Genomic DNA, 13,084 nt, shown 5'->3' on the forward strand with positions numbered 1-13,084 from the left:
GGTGCGTCCCGTTGCCGCGTGGCGTGCGGCGTTTTATCGTTCCCGTCACGATTCGCGAACAAAGTCACATATGTGAAGGGGTCGCGGCCATGGTGGCGAAAAAGACCGCCGCGGAGAAGAGCACGACGCCTGCCGACGAGGCCGTCGCGAAGCAGCCTGCACCGAAGAAGACCGCTCCGAAGAAGGCCGCGGCCAGGAAGACGGCGGACGGCGCGGCCCGCCCGTCGAAGACCACGGCCGAGAAGGCGGCGCCGGCGAAGAAGGCCGCCAAGAAGGCGACGCCGGTGAAGACGGCCGCCAAGAAGGCCGCCGCGAAGAAAGCCGCCGCGAAGAAGACAGCGGCCAAGAAGACAGCGGCCAAGACGACCGCGAAGAAGACCGCGAAGACCGCGAAGAAGGCTCCGGCCGGAACGGCCGCGGTGCCCGCTAAGAAGACGGGAGCCAAAACGGTGGTGGCGAAGAAGACTGCGGCCGCAACGGCCGGGGCGCACGGCAAGAGCTCCGCGGGGCCGGCGGTCAAGGTGGCCGCGGCGCCGGGCGAGCTCGCCGTGCGCCCCGGTGAGGACCCTTGGACGCCCGCGGAGGTGGCCGAGGCCCGGACCGAGCTGATGGACGAGGCGGCGCGGCTGCGGCTGGAGATCGTCACGGCGGAGAACGCCATCGCCGGGCTGATGCGCGACTCCGGTGACGGTGCGGGCGACGACGAGGCCGACACCGGCACCAAGAACATCACCCGCGAACACGAGCTGGCGCTCGCCTCCAACGCCCGCGAGATGCTCCACCAGACCGAGCGGGCCCTGGGCCGGCTGGACGCGGGCACCTACGGGCTGTGCGAGAACTGCGGCAACCCCATCGGCAAGGCACGGATGCAGGCCTTCCCGCGGGCGACGCTGTGCGTGGAGTGCAAGCAGAAGCAGGAGCGCCGCTGAGGCGGCGGAGGTCGTCGCGGGGCGGCACCCGGACCGCCCGCGCGAGGGGGGACGTGCCGTACTCTCGTGGTTCAGCCGGGCGGGGCCCGGCCGTGGACACGACGGGCTGAGGGACTCACACGTGGCAGAGGCGGAACGCATCACCGGCACGCCGGAACCCGAACCGGGGGGCGGGGCGGACCCCACGACGGGCGCCGGAGAGGACGGGGCGGCGCAGTCCGGACCGGGCGCCGGCCGCGGCAGGCGGCGGATCCTCGCCCTGCTGCTGGTCGCGCTGCTGGTCTACGTGCTCGACCTGAGCAGCAAGCTCCTCGTCGTCGCGAAGCTGGAGCACCACGCGCCCATCGAGGTCATCGGGACGCTGCTGCAGTTCACGGTGATCCGTAACCGCGGTGCCGCCTTCGGGATGGGCGAGGCACTGACGATCTTCCTCACCTTCATCGCGGCGGCCGTGATCGTGGTGATCGCCCGGATCGCCCGCAAGCTCTACAGCCTGCCCTGGGCGATCGCGCTCGGGCTGCTGCTCGGTGGTGCCTTCGGCAACCTCACCGACCGGATCTTCCGCACGCCGGGCGTCTTCGAGGGCGCGGTCGTCGACTTCATCGCCCCTGCGCACTTCGCGGTCTTCAACCTCGCCGACTCCGCGATCGTCTGCGGCGGCATCCTGATCGTGATCCTGTCCTTCCGGGGCCTGGACCCCGACGGGACCGTCCACAAGGACTGACCGGAGCGGCGCCGGAGGGGCGCAGGGCCGCCGGGCCGGGCGGCCCGTGACCGCCGGGCAGGACACCATGGCGTAACTGCCATACTCGTGGGGTGAGCACCGTTCCCGAGATCCGCACCCTGCCCGTACCGGACGGCCTGGAGGGCGAGCGCGTCGACGCCGCGCTGGCCCGCATGTTCGGCTTTTCCCGTACGAAGGCGGCCGAGCTTGCCGCCGCCGGAAAGGTCCGGGTCGACGGATCCGAGGTGATGAAGTCGGAGCGGGTGCACGGCGGCGCCTGGCTGGAAGTCGAGATGCCGCAGGCCGCGCCGCCCGTCGAGATCGTCGCCGAGCCCGTCGAGGGCATGGAGATCGTGCATGACGACGACGACATCGTCGTGATCGTCAAGCCGGTCGGGGTGGCCGCGCACCCGAGCCCCGGCTGGAGCGGCACGACCGTCATCGGCGGTCTGGCCGCGGCCGGCTACCGCATCTCCACCTCCGGTGCCGCCGAGCGCCAGGGCATCGTGCACCGTCTCGACGTCGGCACCTCGGGCCTGATGGTGGTCGCCAAGTCCGAGCGCGCCTACACCCTGCTCAAGCAGCAGTTCCGCGAGCGCACGGTCGACAAGCGCTACCACGCCCTGGTCCAGGGCCACCCGGACCCGATGAGCGGCACCATCGACGCCCCCATCGGCCGGCATCCGCAGCACGACTACAAGTGGGCGGTCACCGCCGAGGGCAAGCCGTCGGTCACCCACTACGACCTGATCGAGGCGTTCCGCGCGGCCAGCCTGCTCGACATCAAGCTGGAGACCGGCCGCACCCACCAGATCCGGGTGCACATGGCCGCCCACCGCCATCCCTGCGCCGGTGACCTGACCTACGGCGCGGACCCCACCCTCGCCAAGCGTCTGGGCCTCACCCGGCAGTGGCTGCACGCCATGCGGCTGGGCTTCGCACACCCCTCCGACGGCCGCTGGGTGGAGTTCGAGAGCGCCTACCCGGACGATCTGCAGCGGGCCCTGGACACCGTGCGGGACGAGAGCAGCTGACGCCGCGGGGCCGAGCGGCGGCGAACTGACATACAACGGACACCGGCGCGGCGGGTCCTGGTCAGCGCCATGGCAGTCTTGGGGCGGAAAGTGATCGAATCCGACCACCCCGGAGCGTAGCCACCGTGGACCAGCTGGCTCTGATGTTCGTCCTTTTGCTCGGAGCCGTGGTCATGGTTCCGGTCGGCGACCGGCTGGGGCTCCCGTCACCGGTACTGATGACCCTGGCCGGTGCTGTGCTGGCGCTGCTGCCGTTCGTGCCCAACGTCGAGGTGCCGCCCGAATTCATCCTGCCGGTGGTGCTGCCGCCGCTGCTCTACGCGGCGGTGCAGCGCACCTCCTGGCGGCAGTTCACCGCCAACCTCCGGCCGATCTTCCTGCTCGCCGTGGCGCTGGTCTTCGCCACCACCGCGGCGGTCGCCGCCGTCGCCCAGGCGGTGGTGCCGGGTATGCCGGTGGCCGCCGCGGTGGTGCTCGGTGCGCTGGTCGCGCCGCCCGACCCGGTCGCTGCGACCGCGGTCGCCGGCAAGCTCGGGCTGCCCCGCCGGATGGTGTCCATCCTGGAGGGCGAGGGGCTGTTCAACGACGTCACCGCGATCGTGCTCTACCACGTGGCGCTCGCCGCGGCGGTCAGCGGCACCTTCTCGGTGCCCGCCGCGCTCGGCTCACTGGTGCTGTCCGCGGTGGTCGCCATAGCGGTCGGCCTGGCGCTCGGCTGGGTCACCAACAAGCTGATGGGGCTGCTCGGCGATCCGACGCTGCAGATCGGGCTGACCCTGCTGGTGCCGTTCGTCTCCTACGTCCTGGCCGAGGAGTTCAAGGGATCGGGCGTGCTGGCGGTGCTGACCTGTGCGCTCTTCCTCGCCGAGCACGCGGTCGACGCCGACGACGTGATGGGCCGGCTGGCGGGCTACACCTTCTGGGAGGTCGTCGACACCCTCGTCACCGGCGTCGCTTTCGGGCTCATCGGCCTGGAGCTGCACAACATCTTCAGCGCCGCCTCGCACCGCTGGGGCCAGCTGCTCGGCGCCGGCGCCGCCGTCGTCGGGGTGGTCGTCGGCGTCCGCCTGCTGTGGCTGCTGCCCGCCGCCTGGCTGGCCAAGCGGATGCACAAGCGCCGCGACTACGACGAGGACATCCCGATGAGCTGGCGGGAGACGCTCATCATGTGGTGGTCGGGGATGCGCGGGGTGGCCTCGGTGGCGCTGGCGCTGGCCATTCCGTACACGATCGACGGCGGCGGCGACTTCCCGGTCCGCGACGACATCCTCTTCATCGCCTTCGCGGTGGTGCTCTCCACCCTGATCATCCAGGGCCTGACCCTGCCCTGGCTGGTGCGCCGGCTGCGGGTGCGGGCCGACACCGACGCGGTCGACGCGCTGGAGCGGGAGCTGGCACTGCGGGTGATCAAGGCGTCCAAGCGCCGGCTGAAGGAGATCCTGGAGGTCGAGGAGCTGCCCGACGAGATCAGCGACCAGCTGGCCCGCCGGGCGCACGACATCGGCGCCCGGATCGCGCCGGACATCGTCGACGACGAGCGGCGCGAGCTCTTCGAGAAGCGCATCGCCCGGATGAAGAAGGTGCAGCGCATCCAGGGCGAGATGCTCTCCGCCGCCCGGCACGAGGTGCTGGCGGCCCGCAGCGAACCGGGCGCGGACCCGGAGATCGTCGACCGGGTGCTGCGGCATCTGGACGTGCGCAGCCTGCGGGGCACGCCCTGACGGCGTGACGCTCAGCCGTGCGTCGGGTCCGCGCCCTCCGGCAGACCCCGGCGGGCCGGGGGCAGGTCCACCTGCGCCGGGGCGGTGGACAGCCGCGGCAGCGCGTAGGCGTGCTCGGCCTGCAGCCACTCCAGCAGCCGTTCGCGGACCACACAGCGCACCGTCCACAGGGTGTCCGCGTCGCGGGCGGTGGCCAGGGCGCGGACCACGATCGTCGACGGTGTGGTGTCGGTCACCACCAGGCTCCAGGACCGGCCGTCCCACTCCGGGCACTCCTGGAGGATCTCCAGCAGCCGCTGCCGCATCTTCTCCACCGGCGCACTGTGGTCGAGGTGGAGGAGGACCGTGCCGGTCATCTGCGCACCGCCGCGCGACCAGTTCTCGAACGGCTTGCCGGTGAAGTACGACACCGGCATGGTGATCCGGCGCTCGTCCCAGGTCCGGACGGTCAGAAACGTCAGGGTGATCTCCTCGACGGTGCCCCACTCGCCGTCCACGACGACGGTGTCCCCGATCCGCACCATGTCGCCGAAGGCGATCTGCAGCCCGGCGAAGAGGTTGCCGAGGGTGGACTGGGCGGCGATACCGGCGACGATGCCCACCAGCCCGGCGGACGCCAGCATGGAGGTGCCCACCGCCCGCATCGCCGGGAACGTCAGCAGCATCGAGGCGGCCGCGACGACGATCACCACGGCCGTGACCACCCGCTGGATCAGCGTCACCTGGGTCCGCACCCGGCGCACCCGCGCCGCGTCCCGGGCGCCGGCCGCATAGCGCGAGTACGACGACTCGACGATCGCCACCGCGGCCCGGACGACCAGCCAGGCGGTGGCCGCTATCAGCACCAGGGTCAGCGTCCGGCCGATGCCCACGGCGTGGTCGTCGATGAGCTTGACCGCGGTCGCGTCGTACGAGCCGCGCAACAGCGCCGTGCACAGCGCCACTTGCAGGGGTATCCGGCAGCGCCGCAGCAGTCCCCAGAGCGGGGTCTCGGGGTGCGCGGCGTCGATCCGGCGCAGGGCCCGGTCGGTGAGCCAGACCAGGATGAGCGTGAGCAGGACCGAGCCGCCGATGACGACGACCGGACGCAGTACGTCCTCCAGTGACACGGGACTCCTCCTCGGTGGGGTGCGGGGCACTGTGGTGTGCTGGTACCCGGTGCCCACGACGGTAACTGGCACGATGGGGGGAGATCGGTCCAACCCAGGGAAGTGATGTCAGTGCCGGCCTCCGCCGAGTCCCCGACCAGCGGGCTTTCGACGATTGTGCTGTTTCATTCGGTGTGCGGGCGGAGACCCGCGGTGCACGCCGCGGCCGACCGGCTGCGGGCCGCGGGACACGAGGTGATCGTTCCCGACCTGTTCGACGGCCGGACCGCGGAGTCGGTCCCGGACGGCATTCTCATCAAGGACGAGATCGGCAAGGAGGAGCTGCTCAAGCGGGCCATCACGGCCGTGGCGCCGTACTCCGACCGCGGGCTGGTCTACGCCGGCTTCTCCTTCGGCGGCTCGGTCGCCCAGAACCTCGCGCTGGGCGACGACAAGACCCGCGGTCTGCTGCTGCTCCACGGCACCTCGGACATCGCCGAGGACACCGTCGCCGACGATCTGCCGGTGCAGCTGCACGTCGCCGACCCCGACCCGTACGAGCCGCACGACTGGCTGAACGCCTGGTACCTCCAGATGCGCCGGGCCGGCGCGGACGTAGAGGTCTACCGCTACGCCGGCGCCGGCCATCTCTTCACCGACCCCGGCCTGCCCGACCACGACGCGGAGGCGGCGGAGCGCATGTGGAAGGTGGCGGAGGGCTTCCTCGCCGGGCTGTGAGCCGGGCGGCGGGGCCGGTGGGCGGGGGGCCGGTGGGCCGGTGGGGGTGCCGCTCAACCCACCGGCTGGTCCGCCCGCTCCATCCGCTGGGTGCCGGACCGGGTGCGGTACGAGCGCAGCAGGGTGCTGGTGGCCTCCGGGTCCGTCTTGTCGGAGATCCCGAAGTAGTCCATCTGCGTCCGCTCGGCGGTGACGTCCAGGACCCCGTAGCCGTGCGAGTCCATGTCCAGCCACTTCACATGGCGGTTGGCCGCCCGGATGGCCGCGACGCCGGCCAGCGAGAGCGTGTGCGGCGCGACGTGCAGGAAGTCGTCCACGTTGTCGGAGGTGACCGAGGTGACCACGAACTCCGTGGCCACCGGCGCGGTCGCGGGGTAGGTCGCCGCCTGGAGCGGGACGTCGTTGGCCCAGGCCATGTGGATGTCGCCGGTCAGGAACACGGTGTTGTCGATCCCGCGGTCGCTGAGGTGGCTGAGCAGCTCGTGCCGGTCGTCGGTGTAGCCGTCCCACTGGTCGGTGTTGATCGCCAGGCCCTCCTTGGGCATCCCGAGGATCTCGGCGAGCGGGCCGAGCAGCTTCGCGGGTATCGCCCCGAACGCGACCTGCGAGATCATCACCGAGGTGCCGACCAGCCGCCAGGCGGTGTCCGAGCGCGCCAGCCCCTGCTTGAGCCAGTCCAGTTGGGCCCGCCCGGTGATCGTCCGGCTGGGGTCGTCGACCGCGCCGCTGCCCGGTTTGGCCTGCTGGTCGCGGAACGAGCGCAGATCCAGCAGATGCAGATCGGCCAGGGTGCCGAAGCGCAGCCTGCGGTAGGTGGTGCCGGCGATCGAGGGGCGCACCGGCATCCACTCGAAGTACGCCTGCTTCGCCGCGGCCATCCGCGTGGACCAGTCGCCCTCGGTGCCCGGGGTGTGGTTGACCGCGCCGCCCTTCCAGGCGTTGTCGGCGAACTCGTGGTCGTCCCAGATGGCGATGACCGGGTGCGTGGCGTGCAGGGCCAGCGCGTCCGGGTCGGTCTTGTGGACGCCGTGCCGGATGCGGTAGTCGGCGAGGGTGAGCAGTTCGTGGGCGGGGGAGTGCGGGCGGACGACGTACTTGAACTCCGGGTACTCACCGGACTTGTACTCGTAGAGGTAGTCGCCGAGGTGCAGCACCGCGTCCAGGTCGCTGCGGGCGGCCAGATGACGGTAGGGGGAGAAGTAGCCGGACTCCCAGTTGGCGCAGGAGACCACGCCGAAGCGGACGTTGCCCGCCGAGGTGCCCTCGGCGGGGGCGGTGCGGGTGCGGCCGACGGGGGAGTGCTGCCCGCCGGCGGTGAAGCGGTAGTAGTAGTGGGTGGTCGGGCGCAGGCCGCGGACGTCTGCCTTGACGGTGTGGTCGGCGGCGGCCGAGGTGGTGAGGTTCCCCCGTGCGACGACGGACGCGAAGTCCTTGTCGCTCGCCACCTCCCAGCTCACCTCGGTGGCCGGCCCCCGGCCGGAGCCCGGGGTGGCCGCCGCGGTCGGCGTCAGGCGGGTCCACAGCAGGATGCCGTCGGGCAGCGGGTCCCCCGAGGCGACGCCGTGCTGGAAGAACCGGCCCTGGTCCGGGGCCTCTTGGGCGTGGGCCGCGGCGGCGCCGGCGAACGGCAGAAGGGCGGCGGTGGCGGCTACGGCCGTAACGGCTGTGCGGCGCGAGATCTGGTCGTGATCAGTCACGGGCGCTCACCTTACTGGCCGGTAAGACCCGCCGGGAGGGCGATTCCCGGGATTCCCGGGAATTCGCCCGCCCGTTGTCCGAAAGGCACTCAGCGGCCGCCCGTGGGGTCCTTTTCGCCCTCGCGGATCCCCTTCGCTCCGCCTCCTCCCGTGCTGTCGCCCTTGCCCGCACCGCCGCCCGCGGAGCCCTTCGCCGGGCCGAACTCGCGGTCGATCATCTTGTTGAAGTTGGCCTGGGCGAGCTGGTTGTACTGCGCCTGCGTCATCTGGCGCTGGGGGATCTGATCCATCACCAGCTTCTTGTCGCCGTGCAGGAAGGTCGGGGTGCCCTTGACGCCCTTGCGGCCGAACAGCGCGCCCATCTCCATCGCCCAGCGGTCGTAGGTGCCCTTGGTGACCGCCGTCTCGAACGCCTTGTTGTGCCGCAGCTCGGGGACGTCGGAGGCGACCTTGAGCAGCTCGGAGTCCTTGGCGTAGAGGTCCTCGCGCTCGTCGGGGTGGTATTTGACGGAGTACAGCGCCGACTTGTACTTCAAGAAGGCCTCCGGGCTGACGTTCAGCGCCGCGCCGAGCGCGCTCAGGGCGTTCTTCGAGCCCTGGCCGCTGCCCTGGGCGTCGTCGATGAAGGTGTACATCGTGAAGCGGGCCCGGAAGCGGCCGTCCTCGATGTCCTTGAGCAGGGCCTTGCCGCTGCTCTGCTCGAAGGCCGCGCACGCCGGGCAGCGGACGTCCTCGAAGACCTCCAGGGTCTGCCGGGCCTTCTTGTCGCCTATCAGGATCTCGGTGCCGTTCTTGCCCTGGGTGTGGGCGGGCGTGACGAGCTTGGCCTCCTTGGCGGCCTCCCAGCCCGTCGGCTCGTTGGCCTTCAGCACGGCATAGCCGATGCCGCCGGCCACCGCCAGCACGCCGACCACCACGGCCGCCGCGGTGAGTTGACGGCGCAGCCGTTCCTTCTTCTTCTGGCGCTCGCGCTCGGCCCGGATGCGGTCACGGGCCGCGGCCTTGCCGGCCTGGCTGTTGCGGTTGCTCATGGGGGGTCCCCTCAAGGGTGTGCAGGCTCGTACGGTCTCGTCAGGCGGTGGCCGGGGAGGGCGGGCCGCGGCGCCGTACGCAGTGCAGGAGGAGGGGGAGCGGGCGGGCCGGCGGCAGCGGATGCGGCGGGCGGATCCGCCGCCGGGGCGGGGCGAAGGCCGCGGTGACCACCGCGGCCGCGGTCAGCAGCGGGCGGACGGCGCCCGCGGCGGCGGCGCGCAGCAGGGCGTCCAGGGCGGCATCGCCGCGGTGCAGCCAGGCGGCGGCGAGCAGGCCGGCCGTGACATGGACGGCGAGCAGCAGCCAGGGGGCGGCCGCCGGCAGTGCCGCGTGCCCAGGGGCGGCGGCCCGCACCAGCGGGGTGCCCCATTCGCCGCCCCGGCACAGCAGATCGACGCCCACCGAGTGCAGCGGGCCGGCGACCGGGCCGCCGGCCCGGCCGTAACATGTGTGCTGCCCGGCGGTGAAGACGGTGTCGGCGGCCAGTTCCAGCGGCACCAGCAGCGCGGCGAGGGCGCCGTAGCCGCGCTCGCGGCCGGCCGACAGATAGGCCGCGACGAACACGGCGGCGGCGACGGCGAGGACCGGCACGGGCGGTAACGGGGCGCGGGAGAGCAGCACATGGGAAGCCGCGGACAGGGTCACGCACAGCGCCGTGAACAACGCCGCCCGCACCGCCCTGAGCTGATTCCCCGGCACGGCCGCCGGCCGGGGCCCGGGGCGCACTCCCGTCGCCTGCATGGCGGGAGTCTGCCATGTGCACGGCCAAGGACCGGGTCAAGATTTGGCATCGGCCGGCGTGCGCGGGGCACGCCGGCCGGGGGCGTGGGGCGGCCCGGTCCGGGAGCGGGCCGCCGGACGCGTCAGTGCTTGAGGGCCTTGTTCACCATGGAGGTGAAGGCGGCGGCGCTGGACGGGGCCACCTTGCCCTGCGGGCTGTCCGTGCCCAGCACCGTGTCGTTGAGCTTGATGGTCGGGGTGCTGGTGACGTCCTTGAACGAGTTGAAGGCGTTGGACATCTCCAGCGCCCAGCGGTTGTACGTGCCGGACGTGACGTTCTTGCGGAAGGCGGCATTGCCCTTGAGCGCCGGAATGGTGTCGGCGACCTTGAGCAGGTAGCTGTCGTCGGCGAACTTGTCCGGACCGGTCTCGTCGGGGTGGTACTCCTTCGAGTACAGCGCGAACTTGTACTTCAAGAAGGCGTCCGGGCTGACGTCGAGGGCCGCGCCCAGCGCGCTCAGCGCGTTCTTGGAGCCGGTGCCCTTGAGGTTGGCGTCGAGGAACGTGCCCAGGTGGTAGGACGCCTTGTACTTGCCGTCCTTGATGTCCTTTTCGACGGTTTCCCCGGCATTCTGCTCGAAGTTGGCGCAGCCGGGGCAGCGCGGGTCCTCGAAGAGGTTCAGGGTGTTCTTGGCGTCCTTCTTGCCGATGACGACGGTGGTGCCGTTGGCGCCGGAGGTGTTGGCCGGCTTGACCAGCTTGGCCTGCTGCGCCTTCCCCCACTCGTCGCCGCTCGCGGCGCTGCCGGAGTCACCGCCCATGCTGGCGAAGGCCACGCCGATGCCGCCGGCTATCGCGAGGACGCCGACGATCGCGCCGCCGACGATCAGCTGCCGGCGGACCTTGTCCTTCTTCGCCTGCCGCTCACGCTCGGCGCGCAGCCGCTCGCGCGCCGCCTGCTTGTTGGCCTGGTTGTTGCGGTTGCTCATGACTGTTCCTGCTCCGTGGGAATCCGTGGGACGGGGTGTGCGTGCGGTCGGCGGCGTACCCGTGGATCACGGGGACGCCGGCTGCGCGGGCGCGGGGCTCACGCAGCGAGCGCGCAGGGCGGCCCACGGCGCACCACACAGTGCACGAGCAGGGGGGCGGCGCGGGCCGGGCGTCCGGCCGGGACCGGGGCGGGCGCCGGGCGGCGCGGAGCGGCGGTGGCGCCGATGACCGCGACGGCGATCAGCAGCGGGCGGAAGGCGAAGCCGGCCACCGCGCCCAGCAGCTGGTGCAGCGCGGCCTCGCCGCGGCGCAGCCAGCCCGCCGCCAGCAGTCCGATGAGCAGATGCGCCGCGAGCAGGACGCCCCAGGTCGCCAAGGGCGAGGGGCTCTCCCCGGGCGGCGCCGCCAGCGGGGTGCCGACCGGGCTGCCGCCGCACAGCGGATCCACGCCCAGCGAGCGCAGCGGGCCGCTGACCGGGCCGCCGGCCTCCCCGTAACAGGCGTGCTGACCGAGGCTGAAGACCAGGTCGGCGGCGAGCTCCAGGGGGACCAGCAGGGCCGCGATCCGCCAGTAGCCGCGCTCCGGGCCGGCCAGCGCGTAGGCGATCACGAACACGGCGGCACAGAGCGCGCCGACGGTGGCCGGCGGCAGCGGCATACGGGACAGCAGCACATGGGACGCCGCGGACAGCGTCACGCACAGCGCCGTGAAGAGCGCCGCGCGCAGTGCCCGCAGAGGTGCCGCCGAGGTGTCCATTGCAGCCGAGTGTGCCATGGGGCGGGATAAGCGGCGGCTAAGGGGGCCCGGAGCCGTACGCACCCGGAAACGGAGTGCGTACGGCACCTGCCGGCCCCGGCCCGCGGCCCCTGCCGCGCCGCTCCCCGGGCCTGCCCCGCGAGGCTAGAGGCCGGGGATCCGGCCGTTGCGGAAGAGGTCCACGAAGATCTGGTGGTCGGCGCGGGCGCGGGCGCCGTAGGAGTGCGCGAAGTCCACCAGCAGCGCCGCGAAGCCCTCCACATCGGCCGCGATGGCCGCGTCGATCGCCCGCTCCGTCGAGAACGGCACCAGCGAGTGGCCGCTCTCGTCGTCCGCGGCGCCGTGCATGGTCGCGGTGGCCCGCCCCAGGTCGGCCACCACCGCCGCGATCTCCTCCGGGTCGTCGATGTCCGACCAGTCCAGGTCGACCGCGTACGGCGAGATCTCGGCGACCAGCTGGCCGGCGCCGTCCAGCTCGGTCCAGCCCAGCCAAGGGTCGGCGTGGTCCTGCAGGGCGCGCTGCGAGATCACCGTGCGGTGGCCCTCGTGCTGGAAGTAGCCGCGGATCGCGGGGTCGGTGACGTGCCGGGAGACCGCCGGGGTCTGCGCCTGCTTCATGTAGATCACGACATCGTTCTCCAGGGCGTCGCTGTTGCCCTCCAGAAGGATGTTGTACGACGGCAGACCGGCCGAGCCGATGCCGATGCCGCGCCGGCCCACCACGTCCTTGACGCGGTAGGAGTCCGGGCGGTCCAGGCTCGACTCGGGCAGTGTCTCCAGATAGCCGTCGAAGGCGGCGAGCACCTTGTAGCGGGTGGCCGCGTCCAGCTCGACGCTGCCGCTGCCCGGCGCGAAGCGGCGCTCGAAGTCGCGGATCTCCGTCATCGAGTCCAGCAGTGCGAAGCGGGTCAGCGAGCGGGCGTCGCGCAGCGCGTCCAGCAGCGGGCCCTCGGCGGTGTCCAGCGTGAACGGCGGCAGCTCCTCCCGGTCGGCGCTCGGCCCCCCGGAGGCCAGCGCGTGGATGCGCTCCCGGTAGGCCGCGGCGTAGGTGCGCACCAGGTCGGTGATCTGCTTGTCGCTGAGCGCCTTGGCGTAGCCGATCAGCGCGACCGAGGCGGCGAACCGCTTGAGGTCCCAGGTGAACGGGCCGACGTACGCCTCGTCGAAGTCGTTGACGTTGAAGATCAGGCGGCCGGTGGAGTCCATGTAGGTGCCGAAGTTCTCGGCGTGCAGATCACCGTGGATCCACACCCGGCCGGTCCGCTCGTCCAGATACGGGCCGCTGTCCTTGCCGTCGCCCTCCGCGGCCCCGGCCTCCAGGTCCCGGTAGAACAGACACGCCGTCCCCCGGTAGAAGGCGAAAGCGGAGGCGGCCATCTTCCGGAATTTCACGCGGAAGGCCGCGGGGTCCGCGGCGAGCAGCTCCCCGAAGGCGGTGTCGAAAACGGCGAGGATCTCCTCGCCGCGCTGCTCGGCTTCCTGCGCCGGGGCGTGCTGGGACGGCATCGCTGAGTGCCTCCTGAGGTGCGGAAAATGGTTCGGAGCGCCGTGACGGATCGGGTCGCGGTCTGTCACTGACAACGGGTGAGGCTACTCGCGCGTGCCCGCCGGTTGTCAGTCAGGAGTCGTAGACTTCGACACCGTCCACCCGGCC

At 71.9% G+C, this 13,084-nt stretch carries 12 protein-coding genes; 5 read left to right on the forward strand and 7 right to left on the reverse strand.

The window, feature by feature from the left end; genetic code table 11:
- Positions 1 to 89: 89 nt before the first annotated feature.
- The 4 genes from OIU81_RS27400 to OIU81_RS27415 all read left to right on the forward strand — a co-directional run bounded on the left by OIU81_RS27400 (position 90) and on the right by OIU81_RS27415 (position 4,408).
- Positions 90 to 929 carry a TraR/DksA family transcriptional regulator gene (locus tag OIU81_RS27400; RefSeq protein ID WP_329151968.1) on the forward strand — a complete coding sequence of 280 codons (840 nt, stop codon included), beginning with the start codon at positions 90 to 92 and terminating at the stop codon, positions 927 to 929.
- 121 nt (positions 930 to 1,050) lie between these two features.
- Positions 1,051 to 1,653 (forward strand): signal peptidase II, encoded by a 603-nt coding sequence (gene lspA, locus OIU81_RS27405; RefSeq protein WP_329151970.1) that lies wholly within the window; start codon positions 1,051 to 1,053, stop codon positions 1,651 to 1,653.
- 92 nt (positions 1,654 to 1,745) lie between these two features.
- A complete protein-coding gene (locus OIU81_RS27410) occupies positions 1,746 to 2,687 on the forward strand; it encodes an RluA family pseudouridine synthase (RefSeq protein WP_329151972.1) in 942 nt (313 codons plus the stop codon).
- A 125-nt stretch (positions 2,688 to 2,812) separates the two neighbouring features.
- Positions 2,813 to 4,408, forward strand: a complete 1,596-nt coding sequence (locus OIU81_RS27415) for a Na+/H+ antiporter (RefSeq protein WP_329151974.1) — start codon at positions 2,813 to 2,815, stop codon at positions 4,406 to 4,408.
- Positions 4,409 to 4,419: 11 nt separating this feature from the next.
- On the opposite strand, the gene OIU81_RS27420 is transcribed toward OIU81_RS27415, so the two are convergent.
- Positions 4,420 to 5,511 carry a mechanosensitive ion channel family protein gene (locus OIU81_RS27420; RefSeq protein ID WP_329155393.1) on the reverse strand — a complete coding sequence of 364 codons (1,092 nt, stop codon included), beginning with the start codon at positions 5,509 to 5,511 and terminating at the stop codon, positions 4,420 to 4,422.
- Positions 5,512 to 5,622: 111 nt separating this feature from the next.
- On the opposite strand from OIU81_RS27420, the gene OIU81_RS27425 reads away from it, so the two are divergent.
- Positions 5,623 to 6,234 carry a dienelactone hydrolase family protein gene (locus OIU81_RS27425; protein WP_329151976.1) on the forward strand — a complete coding sequence of 204 codons (612 nt, stop codon included), beginning with the start codon at positions 5,623 to 5,625 and terminating at the stop codon, positions 6,232 to 6,234.
- 53 nt (positions 6,235 to 6,287) lie between these two features.
- Here the strand turns inward: OIU81_RS27425 and OIU81_RS27430 are convergent, their stop codons facing one another.
- The 6 genes from OIU81_RS27430 to OIU81_RS27455 all read right to left on the reverse strand — a co-directional run bounded on the left by OIU81_RS27430 (position 6,288) and on the right by OIU81_RS27455 (position 12,936).
- The gene (locus OIU81_RS27430; RefSeq protein ID WP_329151979.1) at positions 6,288 to 7,931 is read right to left on the reverse strand and encodes an alkaline phosphatase D family protein; all 1,644 of its coding nucleotides are present in this window, start codon (positions 7,929 to 7,931) and stop codon (positions 6,288 to 6,290) included.
- 89 nt (positions 7,932 to 8,020) lie between these two features.
- Positions 8,021 to 8,962 (reverse strand): thioredoxin domain-containing protein, encoded by a 942-nt coding sequence (locus OIU81_RS27435; RefSeq protein WP_329151981.1) that lies wholly within the window; start codon positions 8,960 to 8,962, stop codon positions 8,021 to 8,023.
- Positions 8,963 to 9,002: 40 nt separating this feature from the next.
- Positions 9,003 to 9,704 (reverse strand): hypothetical protein, encoded by a 702-nt coding sequence (locus OIU81_RS27440; protein WP_329151983.1) that lies wholly within the window; start codon positions 9,702 to 9,704, stop codon positions 9,003 to 9,005.
- Positions 9,705 to 9,826: 122 nt separating this feature from the next.
- Positions 9,827 to 10,672 carry a thioredoxin domain-containing protein gene (locus OIU81_RS27445; protein WP_329151985.1) on the reverse strand — a complete coding sequence of 282 codons (846 nt, stop codon included), beginning with the start codon at positions 10,670 to 10,672 and terminating at the stop codon, positions 9,827 to 9,829.
- A gap of 98 nt (positions 10,673 to 10,770) precedes the next feature.
- Positions 10,771 to 11,430 carry a hypothetical protein gene (locus tag OIU81_RS27450; protein WP_329151987.1) on the reverse strand — a complete coding sequence of 220 codons (660 nt, stop codon included), beginning with the start codon at positions 11,428 to 11,430 and terminating at the stop codon, positions 10,771 to 10,773.
- A 144-nt stretch (positions 11,431 to 11,574) separates the two neighbouring features.
- A complete protein-coding gene (locus OIU81_RS27455; RefSeq protein ID WP_329151989.1) occupies positions 11,575 to 12,936 on the reverse strand; it encodes a DUF2252 domain-containing protein in 1,362 nt (453 codons plus the stop codon).
- Between the last annotated feature and the right edge of the window lie 148 nt (positions 12,937 to 13,084).

The organism is Streptomyces sp. NBC_01454 (assembly GCF_036227565.1).
In the GTDB taxonomy this organism is placed as follows: domain Bacteria; phylum Actinomycetota; class Actinomycetes; order Streptomycetales; family Streptomycetaceae; genus Streptomyces.

What these genes read in the sequence shown, in the direction of transcription:
- OIU81_RS27425 (WP_329151976.1), top strand. Translation starts at nt 5,623, where the DNA reads ATGTCAGTGCCGGCCTCCGCCGAGTCCCCGACCAGCGGGCTTTCGACG.
- OIU81_RS27435 (WP_329151981.1), bottom strand. Translation starts at nt 8,962, where the DNA reads ATGAGCAACCGCAACAGCCAGGCCGGCAAGGCCGCGGCCCGTGACCGC.
- OIU81_RS27440 (WP_329151983.1), bottom strand. Translation starts at nt 9,704, where the DNA reads ATGCAGGCGACGGGAGTGCGCCCCGGGCCCCGGCCGGCGGCCGTGCCG.
- OIU81_RS27450 (WP_329151987.1), bottom strand. Translation starts at nt 11,430, where the DNA reads ATGGACACCTCGGCGGCACCTCTGCGGGCACTGCGCGCGGCGCTCTTC.
- OIU81_RS27445 (WP_329151985.1), bottom strand. Translation starts at nt 10,672, where the DNA reads ATGAGCAACCGCAACAACCAGGCCAACAAGCAGGCGGCGCGCGAGCGG.
- OIU81_RS27400 (WP_329151968.1), top strand. Translation starts at nt 90, where the DNA reads ATGGTGGCGAAAAAGACCGCCGCGGAGAAGAGCACGACGCCTGCCGAC.
- OIU81_RS27455 (WP_329151989.1), bottom strand. Translation starts at nt 12,936, where the DNA reads ATGCCGTCCCAGCACGCCCCGGCGCAGGAAGCCGAGCAGCGCGGCGAG.